17 protein-coding genes are annotated in these 17167 nt (G+C 66.3%); 9 read left to right on the top strand and 8 right to left on the bottom strand.

The genetic code is table 11. From position 1 onward, the window contains the following. Window positions 1–49: 49 nt before the first annotated feature. Together B7Z66_10505 and B7Z66_10510 are read left to right on the top strand one after the other, a co-directional pair. Window positions 50–1387, top strand: a complete 1338-nt coding sequence (locus B7Z66_10505) for a dihydroorotase (GenBank protein ID OYV76025.1) — start codon at window positions 50–52, stop codon at window positions 1385–1387. Next, window positions 1384–2271, top strand: coding sequence for a dihydroorotate dehydrogenase electron transfer subunit (locus tag B7Z66_10510; protein OYV76026.1), 888 nt, complete (start codon window positions 1384–1386; stop codon window positions 2269–2271). Before B7Z66_10505 ends, B7Z66_10510 begins: the two co-directional genes overlap by 4 nt. Before the next feature lie 27 nt (window positions 2272–2298). Here B7Z66_10510 and B7Z66_10515 read toward each other — a convergent pair whose 3' ends face one another. Together B7Z66_10515 and B7Z66_10520 are read right to left on the bottom strand one after the other, a co-directional pair. Next, the gene (locus B7Z66_10515; GenBank protein ID OYV76027.1) at window positions 2299–3417 is read right to left on the bottom strand and encodes a type IV pili twitching motility protein PilT; all 1119 of its coding nucleotides are present in this window, start codon (window positions 3415–3417) and stop codon (window positions 2299–2301) included. Between the two features lie 103 nt (window positions 3418–3520). Next, on the bottom strand, window positions 3521–4558 hold the full coding sequence (locus B7Z66_10520; GenBank protein ID OYV76028.1) for a twitching motility protein PilT: 1038 nt from the start codon (window positions 4556–4558) through the stop codon (window positions 3521–3523). A 110-nt stretch (window positions 4559–4668) separates the two neighbouring features. Here B7Z66_10520 and B7Z66_10525 point away from each other — a divergent pair, with 110 nt between their 5' ends. The 5 genes from B7Z66_10525 to B7Z66_10545 all read left to right on the top strand — a co-directional run bounded on the left by B7Z66_10525 (window position 4669) and on the right by B7Z66_10545 (window position 9594). Further along, on the top strand, window positions 4669–5361 hold the full coding sequence (locus B7Z66_10525; GenBank protein OYV76043.1) for a YggS family pyridoxal phosphate enzyme: 693 nt from the start codon (window positions 4669–4671) through the stop codon (window positions 5359–5361). Window positions 5362–5459: 98 nt separating this feature from the next. After that, the gene (locus B7Z66_10530) at window positions 5460–6290 is read left to right on the top strand and encodes a pyrroline-5-carboxylate reductase (GenBank protein OYV76029.1); all 831 of its coding nucleotides are present in this window, start codon (window positions 5460–5462) and stop codon (window positions 6288–6290) included. Beyond that, complete coding sequence (locus B7Z66_10535) at window positions 6290–6874, top strand: hypothetical protein (GenBank protein OYV76030.1); 585 nt, start codon at window positions 6290–6292, stop codon at window positions 6872–6874. The genes B7Z66_10530 and B7Z66_10535 overlap by 1 nt, the downstream gene beginning before the upstream one ends. A gap of 266 nt (window positions 6875–7140) precedes the next feature. Next, window positions 7141–7446 (top strand): YggU family protein, encoded by a 306-nt coding sequence (locus B7Z66_10540; protein OYV76031.1) that lies wholly within the window; start codon window positions 7141–7143, stop codon window positions 7444–7446. Window positions 7447–7596: 150 nt separating this feature from the next. After that, entirely contained in the window at window positions 7597–9594 is a 1998-nt protein-coding gene (locus B7Z66_10545) for a hypothetical protein (protein ID OYV76032.1), read from the top strand. A gap of 85 nt (window positions 9595–9679) precedes the next feature. Here B7Z66_10545 and B7Z66_10550 read toward each other — a convergent pair whose 3' ends face one another. Then, window positions 9680–10453 carry an exodeoxyribonuclease III gene (locus B7Z66_10550; protein ID OYV76033.1) on the bottom strand — a complete coding sequence of 258 codons (774 nt, stop codon included), beginning with the start codon at window positions 10451–10453 and terminating at the stop codon, window positions 9680–9682. 195 nt (window positions 10454–10648) lie between these two features. On the opposite strand from B7Z66_10550, the gene B7Z66_10555 reads away from it, so the two are divergent. Next, window positions 10649–11308 (top strand): orotate phosphoribosyltransferase, encoded by a 660-nt coding sequence (locus B7Z66_10555; protein OYV76034.1) that lies wholly within the window; start codon window positions 10649–10651, stop codon window positions 11306–11308. Window positions 11309–11333: 25 nt separating this feature from the next. On the opposite strand, the gene B7Z66_10560 is transcribed toward B7Z66_10555, so the two are convergent. The 5 genes from B7Z66_10560 to B7Z66_10580 all read right to left on the bottom strand — a co-directional run bounded on the left by B7Z66_10560 (window position 11334) and on the right by B7Z66_10580 (window position 16276). Continuing rightward, the gene (locus tag B7Z66_10560) at window positions 11334–12089 is read right to left on the bottom strand and encodes a permease (GenBank protein ID OYV76035.1); all 756 of its coding nucleotides are present in this window, start codon (window positions 12087–12089) and stop codon (window positions 11334–11336) included. Between the two features lie 57 nt (window positions 12090–12146). Then, on the bottom strand, window positions 12147–13043 hold the full coding sequence (locus B7Z66_10565; protein OYV76036.1) for an acetylglutamate kinase: 897 nt from the start codon (window positions 13041–13043) through the stop codon (window positions 12147–12149). A gap of 117 nt (window positions 13044–13160) precedes the next feature. After that, the gene (locus B7Z66_10570) at window positions 13161–14687 is read right to left on the bottom strand and encodes a phosphomannomutase/phosphoglucomutase (protein ID OYV76037.1); all 1527 of its coding nucleotides are present in this window, start codon (window positions 14685–14687) and stop codon (window positions 13161–13163) included. Next, the gene (locus B7Z66_10575) at window positions 14629–15087 is read right to left on the bottom strand and encodes a deoxyuridine 5'-triphosphate nucleotidohydrolase (protein OYV76038.1); all 459 of its coding nucleotides are present in this window, start codon (window positions 15085–15087) and stop codon (window positions 14629–14631) included. The genes B7Z66_10570 and B7Z66_10575 overlap by 59 nt, the downstream gene beginning before the upstream one ends. Beyond that, a complete protein-coding gene (locus B7Z66_10580; protein ID OYV76039.1) occupies window positions 15038–16276 on the bottom strand; it encodes a bifunctional 4'-phosphopantothenoylcysteine decarboxylase/phosphopantothenoylcysteine synthetase in 1239 nt (412 codons plus the stop codon). The genes B7Z66_10575 and B7Z66_10580 overlap by 50 nt, the downstream gene beginning before the upstream one ends. Before the next feature lie 116 nt (window positions 16277–16392). Between B7Z66_10580 and B7Z66_10585 the strand changes: the two genes are divergently transcribed. Then, window positions 16393–17067: a hypothetical protein gene (locus B7Z66_10585; protein ID OYV76040.1), complete on the top strand. Its 675-nt coding sequence runs from the start codon at window positions 16393–16395 to the stop codon at window positions 17065–17067. Window positions 17068–17167: the final 100 nt, after the last annotated feature.

Below are 17167 nucleotides of genomic sequence, written 5' to 3' on the forward strand. Positions count from 1 at the left end.
AATCCCGCCGGCACCCCGTGATCCGCCGACGCGATGCTGGGGGGCAGCGATGAGCAACACGGGACGGGTCGTGCCCGCGATCGTGGTGCGTGGCGGGCGAGTCATCGATCCCGCCAGCGGCGTCGATGGCGTACATGACCTCTACCTGCGGGACGGGCGCATTGCGGCGCTCGATCATCCACCCGCCGGTTTCCACGCCGACCGGGAGATCGACGCCAATGGCAGCTGGGTCTTCCCTGGATTGGTGGATTTGTGCGCCCGGCTCCGGGAGCCGGGGCAGGAACACAAGGCCACCATCGCCAGTGAGACCGCCGCCGCGGTACGCGCTGGGATCACCACCCTGTGCTGCCCGCCGGATACCCAACCGGTCATCGATACCCCCGCCGTGGTGGAGCTGATCCGCCAGCGCGCGGAGCTGCCCGGTCGCGCCCGGGTCTTCACCCTGGGGGCCTTGACCCGCGGTCTGGAGGGGAATCAGCTCAGCGAGATGGCGGCCCTGAAGGCGGCGGGCTGCGTCGGGGTCAGCAATGGCTGGCAACCGCTGGCCTCCACCCTGGTCCTGCGCCGCGCCCTTGAATATGCCGCGACCTTCGACCTCACCGTCTTCCTGCACCCGGAGGACCCATATCTGCACGATGGGGGTTGCGCGCACGAGGGGGCGGTGGCCACGCGGCTCGGCCTACCCGGAATCCCGGAGGCGGCGGAAACCGCCGCTGTAGCCTCCGCACTCGCGTTGATCGAACAAACCGGGGTACGGGCCCACTTCTGCCGGCTCTCCACCGCTCGGGCCGTGCAGATGGTCGCCCGTGCCCGCCACGACGGCCTGCCGATCAGCGCCGACGTCTGCGCCCACCAGTTGTTTCTGACCGAGACTGATCTGGCGGAATTCAACAGCCAGTACCACGTGCGCCCCCCGTTGCGCACGGTGCGCGATCGCGACGGCCTGCGGGCAGGTGTGGCACGCGGGACCATCGCCGCGATCTGTTCCGATCACCAGCCCCACGAACCGGATGCCAAGCTCGCCCCGTTTCCCGCCACCGCGCCGGGCATCTCCGCGCTGGAGACCCTCCTGCCCCTTACCCTGCGGCAGGTACACGAAGGGGGGCTCGATCTCCCGACCGCTATCGCGCGGGTCACGGTGGGCCCCGCGCAGATCCTCGGCCTGCCCTACGGCACGCTGGGCACCGGGCGCGCCGCCGACCTGTGCATCCTGGATCCGGAGCGGCCATGGCGGCTGGGTCCGCGCGCCATGGCGAGCCACGGCCTCAATACGCCGTTCCTGGGCTGGGAATTTACAGGACAAGTCACGCACACACTGGTAGCCGGACGTGTGGTGTTCGAAGCCGAGGCGGAGCTCGAGGCGGTGGCCGAGGCCCGGCGTCCATGACCGGTTCCGTGCGCACCCGGCGCGCGACGATCTTCCTGGAGGATGCGGAGGTCCTTGCCCACGAGGCGTTCGCCGCACAGCAATATATCCTGCGTCTGAAAGCGCCCAAGTGCGCAGCCCACGCCGGCCCCGGCAGCTTCGCCCACCTGCGTTGCGATCCGCGCCTGCCCATGCGCCGCCCGCTGTCGCTCCTGCGCGCGGACCCGCAGGCCGGCTGGGTCGAATTCCTCTACAAGGTAGTGGGCACCGGCACGGGACTGCTGGCCGAGCGCCGGCCCGGCGAACGTATCAGCCTGCTGGGGCCAATCGGCCAGTGCTTCCAGGCGCACCGCGATCGGCCCCGCGCCCTACTGCTGGGTGGCGGCGTGGGGATCCCTCCCATGGTGTTTCTCGCCGAATGCCTGCACCGCGACCCCGAACCCTATTACCCCCTGGTATTGATGGGCTCCGAGGTCCCGTTCCCGTTCACCACGCGCCCGTCACGGATCCTGGTACCTTCCATACCGGACGGCGTGATCGCCGCCCTACCGCTGCTGGAGGACTGGGGCGTCCCCAGCCGACTCGCCAGCCGCCAGGGCTACCCCGGTTGCTTCGATGGGTACGTCACGGAGCTGGCCCGGGTCTGGCTCCAGGACCGGACACCCGCGGAACTCCGCGAAGTGGAACTGTTCGCCTGTGGACCCCACGGGATGCTGGAAGAAGCGGCGCGGCTCGGCGCGGCCTTCGATGTGCCCTGTCAGGTTTCGCTGGAGGAATACATGGCGTGCGCGGTGGGCGGCTGCGCGGGCTGCGTGGTCCGCGTACAGACCGAGACGGGCCCCGCCATGAAGCGGGTATGTGTGGACGGCCCGGTGTTTGACGCGCGCGCCGTATTTCCTCAGTAGCCCGCGGCGGCCCAGCGCAATCCCGCCTTACTCGTCCTCTACCAGTGAGATTCCATCCATGGCGGCCCCGTATTTGTCGGGGCTGACCTTGCCGAGCTTGATCATCAGGCGCACCTCGTTGGCCGAATCCGCATGCTGTACCGCGTCCTCGTAGGTGATCTCGCCGGCTGAATGCAGTTCGAACAGCGCCTGATCGAAGGTCTTCATGCCCTGTTGATTAGACTTCTTCATCAGATCCTTGAGTTTGTGGACCTCGCCCTTACGGATCATATCCGCGGCGAGCGGCGTGTTGATCAGGATTTCCACCGCCACACGACGCCCCTTGCCATCCGGCGACGGGATCAGTTGCTGGGCGATGATCGACTTCAGGTTCAACGAAAGATCCATCAGCAACTGGTTGCGCCGGTCTTCGGGGAAGAAGTTGATGATCCGATCCAGTGCCTGGTTCGCGTTGTTGGCATGCAAAGTGGCGAGACACAGATGCCCGGTTTCCGCGAATGCGATCGCATAGTCCATGGTATCCCGAGTCCGGACCTCTCCGATCAGGATCACATCCGGCGCCTGACGCAAGGTATTCCTGAGCGCCACCTCGAATGATTCCGTGTCGATCCCAACCTCGCGCTGGGTCACGATGCAACCGGAATGACTGTGGACAAACTCGATCGGGTCTTCGATGGTAATGATGTGTCCGCTGCTGTTCTGGTTCCGGTAGCCGATCATGGAGGCCAGGGACGTGGATTTTCCAGTGCCCGTCGCGCCCACGAACATCACCAGGCCGCGCTTGGTCATCGCGAGGTTCTTGATGATCGGCGGCAACTTCAACTGCTCCAAGGTCGGGATCTGGGTCTCGATCCGGCGCAACACCATGCCCGCGTGATTGCGCTGCTGGAACGCGCTCACCCGGAAGCGTCCCACCCCTGAAGCACTGATCGCGAAGTTACACTCACGACTCTGCTCGAACTCCTCGCGCTGGCGCGCGCTCATGACGCTCAGCACCACCTCCAGCGCCTGATCGGCGGTGAGCGTGGTCTGGGACACCGGGGCGATTCGTCCGTTTATCTTAAGGCTCGGCGGCATACCGGCCGTGATGAACAGGTCCGACGCCTTTTTGTGGACCATCATTTTTAGCAGCGATGTGAAATCCATGTTCGGCCTCCCGTGATCGGATGGCGGACCTCGCCCACCGGCAGCGTGGATCGCCAATCGCCCGCGCCAGTGGAATCGACCCGCGTCATGCCATGCAACGCCCTCAGCGGAAGAAGTCCTTGTTCACCGCGCGGGTACGTGCGTCCAGCCGGCTGATCATGCCCCGGCGGACCAGATCCTGGAGATGCTGATCCAGGGTCTGCATGCCCTGAGCCTGACCGGTCTGAATCGCCGAGTACATCTGCGCGACCTTGTCCTCGCGGATCAGGTTGCGTATCGCGGGCGTGCCGACCATGATCTCCCAGGCCGCGGTGCGCCCCCCACCGTTCTTCTTGAGCAGGGTTTGAGAAATCACCGAGCGCAGTGACTCCGAGAGCATGGATCGCACCATGGACTTCTCGCCAGCCGGAAACACGTCAATGATACGGTCGATGGTCTTAGCGGCGGAACTGGTATGCAAGGTGCCGAACACCAAGTGCCCGGTCTCCGCCGCGGTGAGCGCCATCCGGATAGTCTCCAAATCCCGCATCTCACCCACCAGGATGATGTCAGGATCCTCGCGCAGGGCGGAACGCAGCGCCTCACTGAAGCCCAGTGTGTCACGGTGCACCTCACGTTGGTTCACCAGACACTTCTTGCTCTCATGCACGAACTCGATGGGATCCTCGATAGTCAGGATATGGGCAAAGTGATTGTCGTTGATATGGTTGATCATCGCTGCCAGCGTCGTGGACTTGCCGGACCCGGTGGGGCCGGTGACCAGGATCAAGCCACGCGGCTGTTCGGTGAGTTCCTTGAACACCGGCGGACAACCCAGGTCCTCCAGGGTCAGGATCTTCGTCGGAATGGTACGAAATACGGAACCGGCCCCGCGGTTGTGATTGAAGGCGTTCACGCGGAAACGGGCTAGGCCGGGAAGCTCAAACGAGAAATCTGTCTCTAGAAATTCCTCGTAGTCCTTGCGCTGCTTGTCGTTCATGATGTCGTAGACCAAACTGTGGACGGTCTTGTGGTCCACAGCCGGGACATTGATCCGCCGGATGTCCCCATCCACGCGGATCATGGGCGGGAGCCCGGCGGACAGATGCAGGTCGGAGGCGTTGTTCTTGACGGAAAAGGCAAGTAGTTCGGCGATATCCATGGGTCTCCCCTGGCGGGCATCTCGGCGGTGCCACTACGATCTTAGTCTGCAGCCCGGGTTATCGTCCGCCCGGGCACTCACCTTGAGCCGCAGCGGAGGGCGCCGTGGCCATCCCTGACGCCGATACCATAAGCAGCCGTGTAGGAAATGTCCAAGCGCGCATCCGGCGCGCTGAGATACGCTACGGGCGTCCGCCCGGCTCCGTGGCCCTGCTGGCGGTCAGCAAGGGGCATGGCCCGGAGGCGATCCGGGCGGCCTTTGCGGCGGGGCTGACCCGTTTCGGCGAGAGCTACGTCCAGGAGGCCCTGGGAAAATGCGCCGCGCTTACCGACCTCCCACTGGAATGGGCATTCATCGGTCCCATCCAGTCCAACAAGACGCGCGACATCGCCACCCACTTCCAATGGGTGCATAGCGTGGACCGGCTCAAGATCGCCCGGCGCCTGAACGAGCAGCGCCCCGCGGCAGGGCCGCCGCTGGCGATCTGTCTCCAGGTGAACGTGAGCCGCGAACCCACCAAATCCGGCCTGGACCTGGACGCGCTGGAGGCGGTGGCCGCCGAGGTCTACGGGCTGCCGCGACTGCGGCTGCGCGGCCTGATGGCTATCCCCGCTCCGGATCCCGACCCCGCGCAGCAGCGCCGGGCATTCCGCGCGTTACGCCGCGCGTTCGAGTCCCTCAACCGGGCCGGCATGGGACTGGATACCCTGTCCATGGGGATGACCGATGACCTGGAGGCGGCCGTGGCGGAAGGCGCCACCGTGGTGCGGGTCGGCACCGGGCTGTTCGGCCCGCGGCGCTGACCGGCCCGGGGGGTGGCGGGCTCACCAGCGTGTCTATTAATTGGGTTGGGTTGGCGGTTTGCGCTAGACTTGCCCAGCGCCAGGAAGACCCACGGACCATGCAAAACCCTCACATCACCTTCATTGGCGGCGGCAACATGGCCGCCAGCTTGATCGGCGGCCTGATCGGCGACAGCCTGGACTCGGGCCGGATCCGGGTGGCGGATCCCGACCCCGCGCAGCGGGAACGACTGTCCGCGCGCTACGGGGTGCGCGCCTATGAGGACAACGCCGAGGCCGCGGAGGGCACCGACGTGCTGGTGTTCGCGGTCAAGCCCCAGGCGCTGCGAACGGCTGCCGCCGACTTGGCGGGCCTGATGCAGAAGCACCAACCCCTGGCGCTCTCCATCGCCGCCGGAATCCGCAGCGCGGACCTGGATCGCTGGCTGGGCGGTGGCACCGCCGTGGTACGCGCCATGCCCAACACCCCCGCCCTGGTCCAGAGTGGTGCCACCGTCCTGTACGCCAACGCCGCGGTCTCTGCGCCGCGGCGGGACCTTGCCGAGTCGATTCTGCGCGCCGTCGGGATCACCCTGTGGGTGGACGACGAGTCGCTGATGGACGCGGTGACCGCCCTTTCGGGGAGCGGACCCGCCTACTTCTTTATGGTGATGGAGGCGATGGAAGCCGCTGGGGTGGAATTGGGACTGAGCCCGGAGACCGCGCGGATGCTGACCCTGGAAACCGCCTTCGGCGCGGCAAAGGTCGCGCTCGGATCCGGCGACGACGTGGCAACCCTGCGCCAGCGGGTCACCTCCCCCGGCGGCACCACCGAAGCGGCCCTGGCGGTGCTGGACCAGGCCGGCCTGCGGGAACACTTCCGGCACGCCTTGCGGGCCGCCCGAGACCGTTCCCGCGCATTGGCGCAGCAGTTCGGGGACGAGCCGTGATGGGCGGCCCCTACGCGGCCAACGCCGCCGTATTCCTCATTAGGACCCTGTTCGGCTTCGGCCTCCTGGCAGTCCTGTTACGCTTCCTGCTGGCCTGGGCGCGGGCCGATTTCTACAACCCGGTATCCCAGTTTCTGGTCCGCGTCACCAGCCCGATCGTGGTCCCGCTGCGCCGGGTGATCCCGCCCCTGGGCCGTGTGGATCTGGCCTCGGTGGTCTTGCTGCTGGCCTTGGGCGCCCTGGAGTTTCTGCTGGTGGGCCTCGTGCAGGGTGTGCGCATGAACCCAGTGGCACTGCCGGTGCTCAGTCTCGCGAGTATTCTGGACCTCACCCTCCACGTGTACTTGATCTCCATTCTGGTCCAGGTAGTGCTCAGCTGGGTAAACCCGGGCACCTATCATCCGCTGGCCGCACTGTTATACAGCTTGAACAAACCGTTGCTGGGCCCGGCACGACGCCTGCTACCCCCCATCGGCGGGCTGGACCTCTCGCCATTGGTGATCCTGGTCGGCCTGCAGCTGATTTCTATCCTGCTGGTCGCACCGTTACGCGACCTGGGCTGGGGACTGGCGGGCCACGCATAGCGGCGGTCCCCGGATCGTCGTGGGCGCACACCATGGGGCTCCACGCAGGTACCGACTCAGCGCCTGGTGCGGGTCTGGCTGCGGAACGCGCGCCCGATCCACATCGCCGGATCGCCATGCTCAGCGCGGGCACCGTGCAGGTCTATGGGTAACCCCGCCAATCGATCGCGGACCGTGCCCGCGCTGGTGTTCGTCTTGATCGAATCAACCAAGCTTGCGATCCCGAAGACGGATTTTCGTGCCGCGCACCGGACGACCCGTCACCAATGACATCCGAACTTCCATGGTACCGCTGGGACGGAGAGGACCTGATCCTCCAACTCCAGATCCAGCCCCGCGCGTCCCGGGATAAAATCGTCGGCGTCCACGCCGGCCATCTGCGCATCCGGCTCACCGCGCCGCCGGTGGACGGGCGCGCCAACGAGACGCTGCTGCGGTATCTGGCCGACCTGTTCCAAGTGGCCCGGAGCCAAGTGATCCTGATCGGTGGGACCAAAGGCCGCCGCAAACGGGTCCGGATCCGGTCTCCGCACCACCTCCCCGCACCGCTCCCGCTCCCGCGCCGTATGTGAACGGGCGCACGGTACCCGGCCAGCGCTTCCCTATACTCGGTATGGAAAGGGGTCGGCACCCGCTGCGCGCGGCCGTAATCCGCGCCGCGGTGGGTGTCGGTGTGTCAGCGCGCCCGCACGGGCGCCGGATCTGGGGCGGGGACCACCACGATGACGGCAGACCTCCTGCAGACGCAACTCGGCGCCTACAACCGCTGGAAACAGGTTCTGGGAAAGGCGCTGGGACAATATCAGCAGTGGCTCGACGGCTGCCGCCTGAGCCCACCGGACGCGGACCTGCGCATAATAGAATGCCTGGAAGCGCTGGATTCCGACCGGCTCGTGATCGCCTTCGTCGGCGAATTCTCCAGGGGCAAGACCGAGCTGATCAACGCGCTGTTCTTTTCCGACTACCGGCGCCGGCTCTTGCCCACCGAGGCGGGCCGCACCACCATGTGCCCCACCGAGCTGTTTCATGACGCGGAGGCAGTGGCCCCGTATCTCAAGCTGCTGCCCATCGAGACGCGCCTGCGCGACACCACCATCAGTGAATACATCCAGGATCCCCTCGCCTGGAATACCACCCCCCTGGATATGGACTCGCCGGACCAGATGGTCAACGCGCTGCGTGAGATCCGCCGCGTACGGCGGGTGCCGGTGCCAGAGGCGAAACGGCTCGGGCTGTATGACGCTAGCCTGCATACCGACCTCCAGGCCCAGGGTGTCCCGGTGACCCACGTGGAAATCCCCGTCTGGCGTCATGCCCGCGTCAGCTTTCCGCACCCGTTGCTGAAACAAGGACTGGTGGTGCTCGACACCCCCGGCCTCAACGCCCTCGGCAACGAACCCGAGCTTACCCTCAACCTGCTGCCCAAGGCCCATGCCATGGTGTTCGTTCTGGCCGCCGATACCGGCGTGACCCGGAGCGACCTGGAGCTTTGGAATCATCATGTTCGAGGTTACCGTTACCGCAAGGATGGCTGTCTGGTGGTGGCGCTGAACAAGATCGACACGCTATGGGACGAGCTGCGGGACCCCACCGAAGTCACCGCTGCCATCGAGAACCAGCGCCGTACGGTCGCCCGCGAGTTAGGACTGGGCAGCCGCAGCGTCTTTCCGGTCTCTGCCCAGAAGGCGCTGGTGGCCAAGATCCGGCACGATCCGCGGCTGTTGCGCAACGCTCAACTGGCCGAACTGGAGGCCCATGTGTGCACCCAGATCCTTCCGATCCGGCACGAGATACTACAGGAGTCCCTCGCACGCCGGATGGATGAGCTGCTCGAGGAGAGCCGCAGTGTGCTGCGCGCACGCATGAACGATGTGCGGAACGAGACACGGGAACTGCGCGGCCTGCGTGGCAAGAGCAGCGACGTGGTACTCCACCTGATGCGCAAAAACCGCCAGGCACAGGCGCTTTATCTCAAGCATGTACAATCCTTCAACGAAGCGCGCCGCGAGCTTGGAAACCGCGCCCGTAGCGTGATGGAAATCCTGGACCTGAGCCTGATCGATACGCTGATCGACCAAGCGCGCATAGATATGGAAGGGAGTTGGACCACCCCGGGGCTGAAACGCGGAATGAAGGTTTTCTTCGAGGGGATCGCACGGATCATGGGCCAGGTTGCACCCGAGGTCTACACCGCCGAGCGGTTGGTAAAACGCGTGTACGCCGACTTCCAGCAACGGCTGGATGCCGAGCTCGCGCGGCCGCAGCCGCTACCTATGGAGCAGCGCGTCGCGGAATTCACCGCCCTGCATCATGAGGCGGAGGAATTCCGGAACAGTGTCATCACCAGCATGACCGAGCAGAGCTTTGTTATCCGGAAGTTCTTCGACACGCTCGCAAGCCGTGCCCGTGGCTTGTTCATCGAAGTCCATGACGAGGCGGACCGGTGGCTCAAGGATGTGCTGGGGCCGCTGGTCCGGCGCCTGCACGACCACAAGACCATGCTCGACCAGCGCCGCGCCAATCTGCAGAAAATCCAACGCTCGCGGCAATCGCTCGATGAACGCATCGCCGGGCAGGAGGCGCAGATCTTGGGCCTGGAGGAACAGCTCAGCGAGCTCGATTGGATTCAGAACTCCCTGCATCGACCCCTGCCCGCCGCCGCTGCGCCACCGGCCGGCATCCCTACGAAGGAGACCGCGCGCGGCGCGCTGGCCGGCTGAGCCACGGATCGCGGTCCAGGAGCCGGGCGCGCTCGGAGGTCTTCCGCGCACGGCGGAGGCCGAGAACAACGCGCGGGACCCAACGTCAGAAATCAACGTCGTAGTCGATGATCAGGGGCGCGTGATCCGAGTAGCGCTGCGCAGTATGGATCCGCGCCGCCGTTACCGCTCCCTGCAAGCCTGGGGTGACCACTTGGTAATCGATGCGCCACCCCACGTTCTTCTCCCACGCACGGCCGCGGTTCGACCACCAGGTGTACTGCTCCTCCCGTTGATCTACGACCCGGAACGCATCCACGAACCCGCGCGCGCCGAACAACTCGTCCATCCAGGCGCGCTCCTCAGGCAGAAATCCGGAGTTTTTCTGATTGCCGCGCCAGTTCTTGAGATCGATCTGGCGGTGGGCAATGTTCCAGTCCCCGCACAGGATGTACTGGCGGCGCTTGCGGCGCAGGTCGCGGAGAAACCCCGCGAAACGCTCCATAAAGTCGAACTTGATTGCCTGGCGCTCCGGCCCCGAGGACCCGGAGGGCACATACACCGAGGCAACGCTGAGCTGGCCGAAGTCCACCTGCAGGTAACGCCCTTCCGCGTCGATATCCGGCCAACCCAGGCCGGTGATCACCTGGTCCGGCGCACGCCGGCAGTACACCGCCACGCCGCTGTAACCCTTCTTACGGGCGTCGTGAAAATAGACGTGATAGCCGCGGGGCCGGAACACCGCGTCCTCCAACTGATGCTCCTGGGCCTTGGTTTCCTGTAGACAGATCACATCGGCGCGTTGGCGCGCCAGCCAGCCGAAAAACCCCTTGCGGGCCGCCGAGCGGATTCCGTTGACGTTGACTGTAACCACGCGCATACCCGATCCCCGGCCGTGACGACAACACGCGCCGGCGCGGCCTTTGCATTCCCGCCCGGTGCCCCAAAACGGTATGATACGGGAGGCGCCCGCGGCGATGCGAGCCGCGGGAGTGGGGCCCGAGCTGGATGCGCTCCCGCGTTTCAGCTCCAGCGCTCCAAAGCACCACCCACTGACACGACGTGACCGGGAATCATGGAACCTTATCAGCAGGAATTCATCCGCTTCGCCCTGGACACCGATGCCCTGCGTTTCGGGCAGTTCACGCTGAAATCAGGCCGGACCAGCCCCTATTTCTTCAACGCCGGACTCTTCAACACGGGCCAGGGCATCGCCCGGCTGGGCCGCTGCTACGCCGCGGCGATCGTACACTCCGGGATTCACGCCGACATGCTGTTCGGTCCGGCCTATAAAGGCATCCCGCTGGTCACCGCCGCTGCCGTCGCGCTGGCAGACCATCACCAGCGCGACCTGCCCTACGCATTCAACCGCAAGGAGGCCAAGGACCACGGGGAAGGCGGTCATGTGGTGGGCGCGGCGCTCGCCGGCCGGGTGCTGATCGTGGACGACGTGATCACTTCCGGACTCTCGGTGGACGAGTCGGTGGCCCTCATCCGCGCCGCCGGCGCCGCACCCGCCGGGGTGGTCATCGCACTGGACCGCCAGGAGCGTGGCCGGGGTGCGGTATCCGCCACCCAGGAAGTCGCGCGCGGCTACGCAATCCCGGTCACCAGTATCGTCACCCTGCAGGACTTGGTGGCATATCTGGAAGTAGAAGGCGGCGACGCTGGCGCACTGAATGCGATCCGTGCGTATCAGAAAGAGTACGGCAGCGCGGCGCGTCACCCACAATAGACGCCCCGGGTCATGCGGGTGCCCGTCAACCCAGCACCAACTTCATGCCGATCACTATCGTGACCAGTTCAAAGCCGCGCTTGATCCAGCGATTGCCCTTGGCGATCGCCAGGTGCGCACCGAGATAACCGCCGATCAAGGACCCCAGCAACAAGGCTGGCAACCACGACCAGCGGATCTGCCCCAGGATGCCGAGGGTCAGGGCCCCCGCGCCATTCCAGAACAGGCCCACCAGCACCAGGGTATAGGCTACCGCGCGGCGGTAATCCAGACCGAACCAGCGCACCAGCCACAGGGTCACGAACAGTCCGGTGCCCGAACTCAGCGAACCGTTCAGGAATCCGATCAGGAACAGCACGACGCCACCGGCGAGGAAGCCACGCCGGTCACGGTGGGCCGGCGCATGGAACTGACCCAGGCCGGGATTCCACCAGGAGTACAGCCCCAGGCCGATGTTCATGAACCCGAGGGCAATCTCCCCCGCACGCCCCGGCACCTGGAGCACCACGCTCGCCCCGAGCACCACGCCGGGCAGGCCCACGGCAAGGATGAAGATGGTAAAGGCCCGTTCCAGGGCATGTTCACGGGCGTGACGCAGGGTCGCGCCGACGCCCAAGGCGACGCTTGCCGCCTTATGGGTCGCCAGCGCCACCGCGAACGGCAGCCCAAGAAAAATCAATGCCGGAAACTGAATCAGCCCGGCACCCCCGCCAGAGAATGCGGAGAACGTGTTCGCCAGCAGCGCAATAACGAACAACAGGAGTTGATCGGGCAGGCTCAAGGGGGTTGCGGTCCCGTGTAATGGGCGACCCGCCGTGGGGAGGCGGCCCGCGCCCGCTCAGCCGTGCCGGATCAGGGTCCCCACGCCCTGATCGGTAAACAACTCCAGCAACACCGCATGCTCCATGCGCCCATCGATGATGTGGGCGGCACTCACGCCCGCTGCCACCGCCTCCAGCGCACAGCGGATCTTGGGCAACATCCCGCCGTGAATCGTACCGTCGGCGATCAGCGCAGCCACCTGCTCCGCCCGCAGGCCAGTGAGCAGCGCCCCGTCCCGGTCCAATACGCCCTGGGTATTGGTGAGCAGGATCAGTTTCTCGGCGCCCAACACCGCCGCAACCCGGCCCGCGACCAAATCGGCGTTGATATTGTAGGAGCACCCGTCCGCGCCGACGCCGATCGGCGCGATCACCGGGATGAAGTTGCCGCGCACCAGCATCTGCACCACTTCAGGATGGATCTGCTCCACGTCGCCCACGTGACCGAGGTCGATGATCTCGGGGGCCTCCAGCTCCGGGTGGTTCCGGGTAACGGTGAGTTTGCGCGCGCGGATCATACCGCCGTCCTTTCCGGACAGGCCCACCGCACCGCCACCGTGGCGGTTGATCAGGTTCACGATCTCCTTATTCACTAGACCGCCCAGCACCATCTCCACCACGTCCATGGTCTCGCGGTCAGTGACCCGCATGCCCTCCACGAAGCGGCTCTCCTTGCCAAGCCGGGTGAGCAGCGCGCCGATCTGCGGCCCGCCTCCGTGCACCACCACCGGATTCACCCCCACCAGCTTCATCAGCACGATATCGCGTGCGAAACCATTTTTCAGGGTGTCGTCCACCATGGCGTTGCCACCGTACTTGATCACCACGGTCCGGCCAGTGAACCGCTGGATGTAAGGCAGCGCCTCGGTGAGCACCCGGGCGACGTTCATTGCGGATTCAGAGCTGAGGGTCATTGGAGGGGTCGGTCCTGGCACGATCGGGCCCTCATTTCATGCCGTCCAGCGCCAAAAATCAACCAGCACCGGCGGGCACCGGGAGCCTCGGGCCGAGACCGTGATGCCGCCCGGGTATCAGAACGGAAGCGTCAAGCCCGGCTCCACCGCCAGCATCTGACGACGGAACGTCTCCTGGATACGCCGCAGCGCGGGCACATCGTCGGCCTCGAAACGCAGCACCAGACACGGCGTCGTGTTGGAGGCGCGCACCAGACCCCATCCGTCGGTAAAGTCCGCCCGCACCCCGTCGATGGTGTGCAGGGTCGCCCCCACGAAATGGCCCTCCCGGGCCAAGCGCTCCATGAAAGCGAAGTGCGCCCCCTCCTCCATCTCCACCCGAAGTTCGGGCGTGTTCACGCTGTCGGGAAGCGCGTCGAACACCTCGGCGGGGCTGCGCGGATCCGCCGCCAGGATCTCCAGCAACCGGGCCGCCGCGTACAAGGCGTCGTCGAAACCGTACCAACGTTCCTTGAAAAAGATGTGCCCGCTCATCTCCCCCGCCAGCAGCGCCCCGCTCTCCCGCATGCGCGCCTTGATCAGCGAGTGGCCGGTCTTCCACATCTCGGCGACGCCGCCGGCGCCCTCGATCATGGGCGTCAGATAGCGCGTGCACTTCACGTCGTAGATGATGCGCCCGCCCGGGTTGCGCGCCAGCACGTCGGCGGCCAGCAACATGAGGAGCCGGTCCGGCCACACCACCCGCCCGTCCGGCGACAGCACCCCGAGCCGGTCCCCGTCGCCGTCGAAGGCGAGGCCCAGATCCGCACCGTCACCGGCCAAGGCCGCGGCCAGATCCTTGAGATTCTCGGGCACGCTGGGGTCGGGGTGGTGATTGGGGAAATGCCCGTCCACCTCGCAGAACAACTCGGTCACCTCGCACCCGAGGGCGCGCAGCAATTGCGGCGCCGCGACGCCCGCGACCCCGTTGCCGCAGTCCACCACCACCCGCAGGGGGCGCGCGAGCGTCACGTCACCGACGATGCGCTGAAGATAGGCCGGCAGCACGTCCGCGCTGCGGCGGCTGCCGGCGGCGCTGCGCAGGGCACCGGTCTCGATGCGCCGGCGCAGTTCCTGGATGCCGTCCTCGGACAGGGTGTCCCCGGCCACCATGATCTTGAGCCCGTTGTAGTCCGGCGGATTGTGACTGCCGGTCAGCATCACGCCGGTGCCGGTACCGAGGTGGTGGGTGGCGAAATAGAGCACCGGCGTGGGGACCATGCCCACGTCGACCACCTCCAGGCCCGCCGCTGCCAACCCAGCTCCCAGGGCCGCCGCCAGTTCAGGGCCCGAGAGCCGGCCGTCGCGGCCCACCATGACCCGCGTCTGACCGCGCGCGTGCGCCACGCTACCGATGGCTTGGCCGATGGCGTACACGCCCTCCGGGGTCAGGGTCTGACCGACGATGCCGCGGATGTCATAGGCACGGAAGATCGAGGCGGGTGGAACGGCGGCATTGCGGATCACGGGCGATTCCCCAGAGTGGCGATTGTCATTAGGCTGTGCGGACCGCACGGCGGCGGCGCATCGGTATCCGGCGCACGCATCAAATCCTGCCGGAGTGGCCGAAGCCGCCCTCACCCCGAACGCTGGCGGCGAATTCATCCACCCGCTCGAAGGCGGCCTGGACCACCGGCACGAACACCATCTGGGCGATGCGCTCGCCCACCTCGATGGTGAAGGCCGTGGTGCCCCGGTTCCAGCACGAGACGAATACCTGGCCCTGGTAGTCGGAATCGATCAGCCCCACCAGGTTGCCGAGCACGATGCCGTGCTTGTGGCCGAGGCCGGAGCGCGGCAACAGCACCGCGGCCAGGGTCGGATCCCCCATGTGAATAGCGAACCCGGTGGGGATCAAACAGGTCGCGCCGGGCTCCAGCGTAACGGGCTCTGACAGACAGGCGCGCAGATCCAGGCCAGCGGCACCGGGCGTGGCATAGTCCGGCGCCGGGATGTCACGCCCGATCCTGGGATCGAGCACCTTCAGTTGTACTTTTTTTTGCATGATACCGTTCCGCGATCAGGGCAATGAGCTGACGGGCCAGACGTTCCTTGGGCGCGGCGGGCAGAGACGCGCCACCCCCTTCCCAGACCACTTCCAGGGCGTTGTCTTCGGCGTCGAAACCACGCCCACCACCCACCCAGTTGGCAGCCACCATGTCCAGTCCCTTGGACATGCGCTTGGCGCGGGCATTCTCGACCAACCGTTCGGTCTCGGCGGCGAATCCTACGGTAAATGGCGCCCCGGCCAAAGCCGCCACTTGGCGCAGGATGTCCGGCGCCGGTGCCAATGGCAACGTCACGGTGCCACGGCCCTTTTTGAGCTTCCCGGACGCCGGCGCTACCGGCGTATAGTCCGCCACCGCCGCAGCACTGATATATAGATGCGCCGCGGCCACGCGCTCCAGGACCGCCGCCTGCATCTCGGCGGCGCTCTCCACATCGATACGTTCCACCCGGTCCGGGGTCGCGCAGGCCACCGGCCCACTTACCAGGATCACCCGCGCCCCGGCCTCCGCGGCGGCACGCGCCACCGCGTACCCCATCTTGCCGGAGCTGCGGTTGCTGAGGAACCGCACCGGGTCCAGCGGCTCGCGGGTCGGACCCGCCGTCACCAGGACCGTGAGACCCTGCAGGGTCCCGGGCGCGAACAGGCCCACCAGCCGCTCGACAAGCAAGTCGGGCTCCAGCATGCGCCCGTCGCCCACCTCGCCACAGGCCAGATCCCCCGCCGCCGGGCCCCAGAGCCGGACCCCACGGGACTCCAGGACCGCCCGGTTGGCCTGCGTCGCGGGGTGGGCCCACATCCGGTGATTCATGGCCGGAGCCAACGCCAAGGGCGCGGTCGTGGCCAGACACAGCGTCGCCAGCAGGTCGTCGGCGCGCCCCTGCGCGAACCGCGCCAGGGTGTCGGCCGTGGCCGGCGCCACCAGCACCGCGTCCGCCCAGCGCGCCAGCTCGATATGGCCCATGGCCGCCTCGGCCCCCGGATCCAGCAGATCCTGATGCACCGGCTGGCCGGACAGGGCCTGGAACGTAAGGGGGGTCACGAAGGCACTCGCCGCGGCGGTCATCACCACCCGCACCTGGGCACCCGCCAGCCGCAGACGCCGCACCAGCTCGCAGCTCTTGTAGGCCGCGATACCACCACTCACACCCAGCACGATCCGCCGATTCGATAGCACCGCTGTCATAACGCCAGAGTCTACCAGAAACCCCCGCCTGAGCCCGGGCGTACGGCTTATCGCCTCCCTGGTGCGAACTGCATTACACTGTCTGCGCACCACGGGCGGACAGGGAGGTCACGCCGATGTCGATACGGGACTGGCCGGAACTGGAACGGCCCCGGGAAAAATTGCTGCAGAGGGGGGCCGAGGCCCTCTCCGACGCGGAACTGCTGGCGATTTTCCTGCGTACCGGCCGTCCGGGCTCCACCGCTGTGGATGTAGCCCGGGAACTGCTCGCGGATTTCGAGGGACTGCGCACCCTGCTGGACGCCCCGCGGGAGGATTTCTGCCGTCCCCTCGGTCTGGGCAACGCCAAATACGTTCAACTCCAGGCCGCCTTGGAACTCGGACGCCGGTATCTGGAGGCGGGATTGATCCGGGATGGGGCCCTCGGCAACCCCCAGGATGCGCGCCGCTACTTGCAGGCACGGATGCGTAGCCACCGCCGGGAGGTGTTTGCGTGCCTGTTTTTGGATACCCGACACCGGGTGATCCGCTACGAAGAGCTGTTCTTTGGGACCCTGGACGCCGCCAGCGTCCATCCCCGTGAGGTGGTGCGCCGCGCCTTGGAGGTCAACGCCGCGGCCTTGATCCTGGCCCACAACCACCCCTCCGGGGTGGCCGAACCCAGCCGCGCCGACGAGGCCCTCACCCGCCGGCTCCGGGACGCCCTCGCCCTGGTAGACATCCAGGTGCTGGACCACCTGGTGATCGGGGACCGGGAGGCGGTATCCTTCGCCGAGCGGGGATTGATTTGATATTTTTTAAAAACAACAACTTAATACTCATATGAAGAACCCTGGCCACAAACAATCCAGCATCACCACCTTGAATCCCGCCGGCGGCTCTGCTATAAAG

The sequence above is a fragment of the Chromatiales bacterium 21-64-14 genome, assembly GCA_002255365.1.
In the GTDB taxonomy this organism is placed as follows: domain Bacteria; phylum Pseudomonadota; class Gammaproteobacteria; order 21-64-14; family 21-64-14; genus 21-64-14.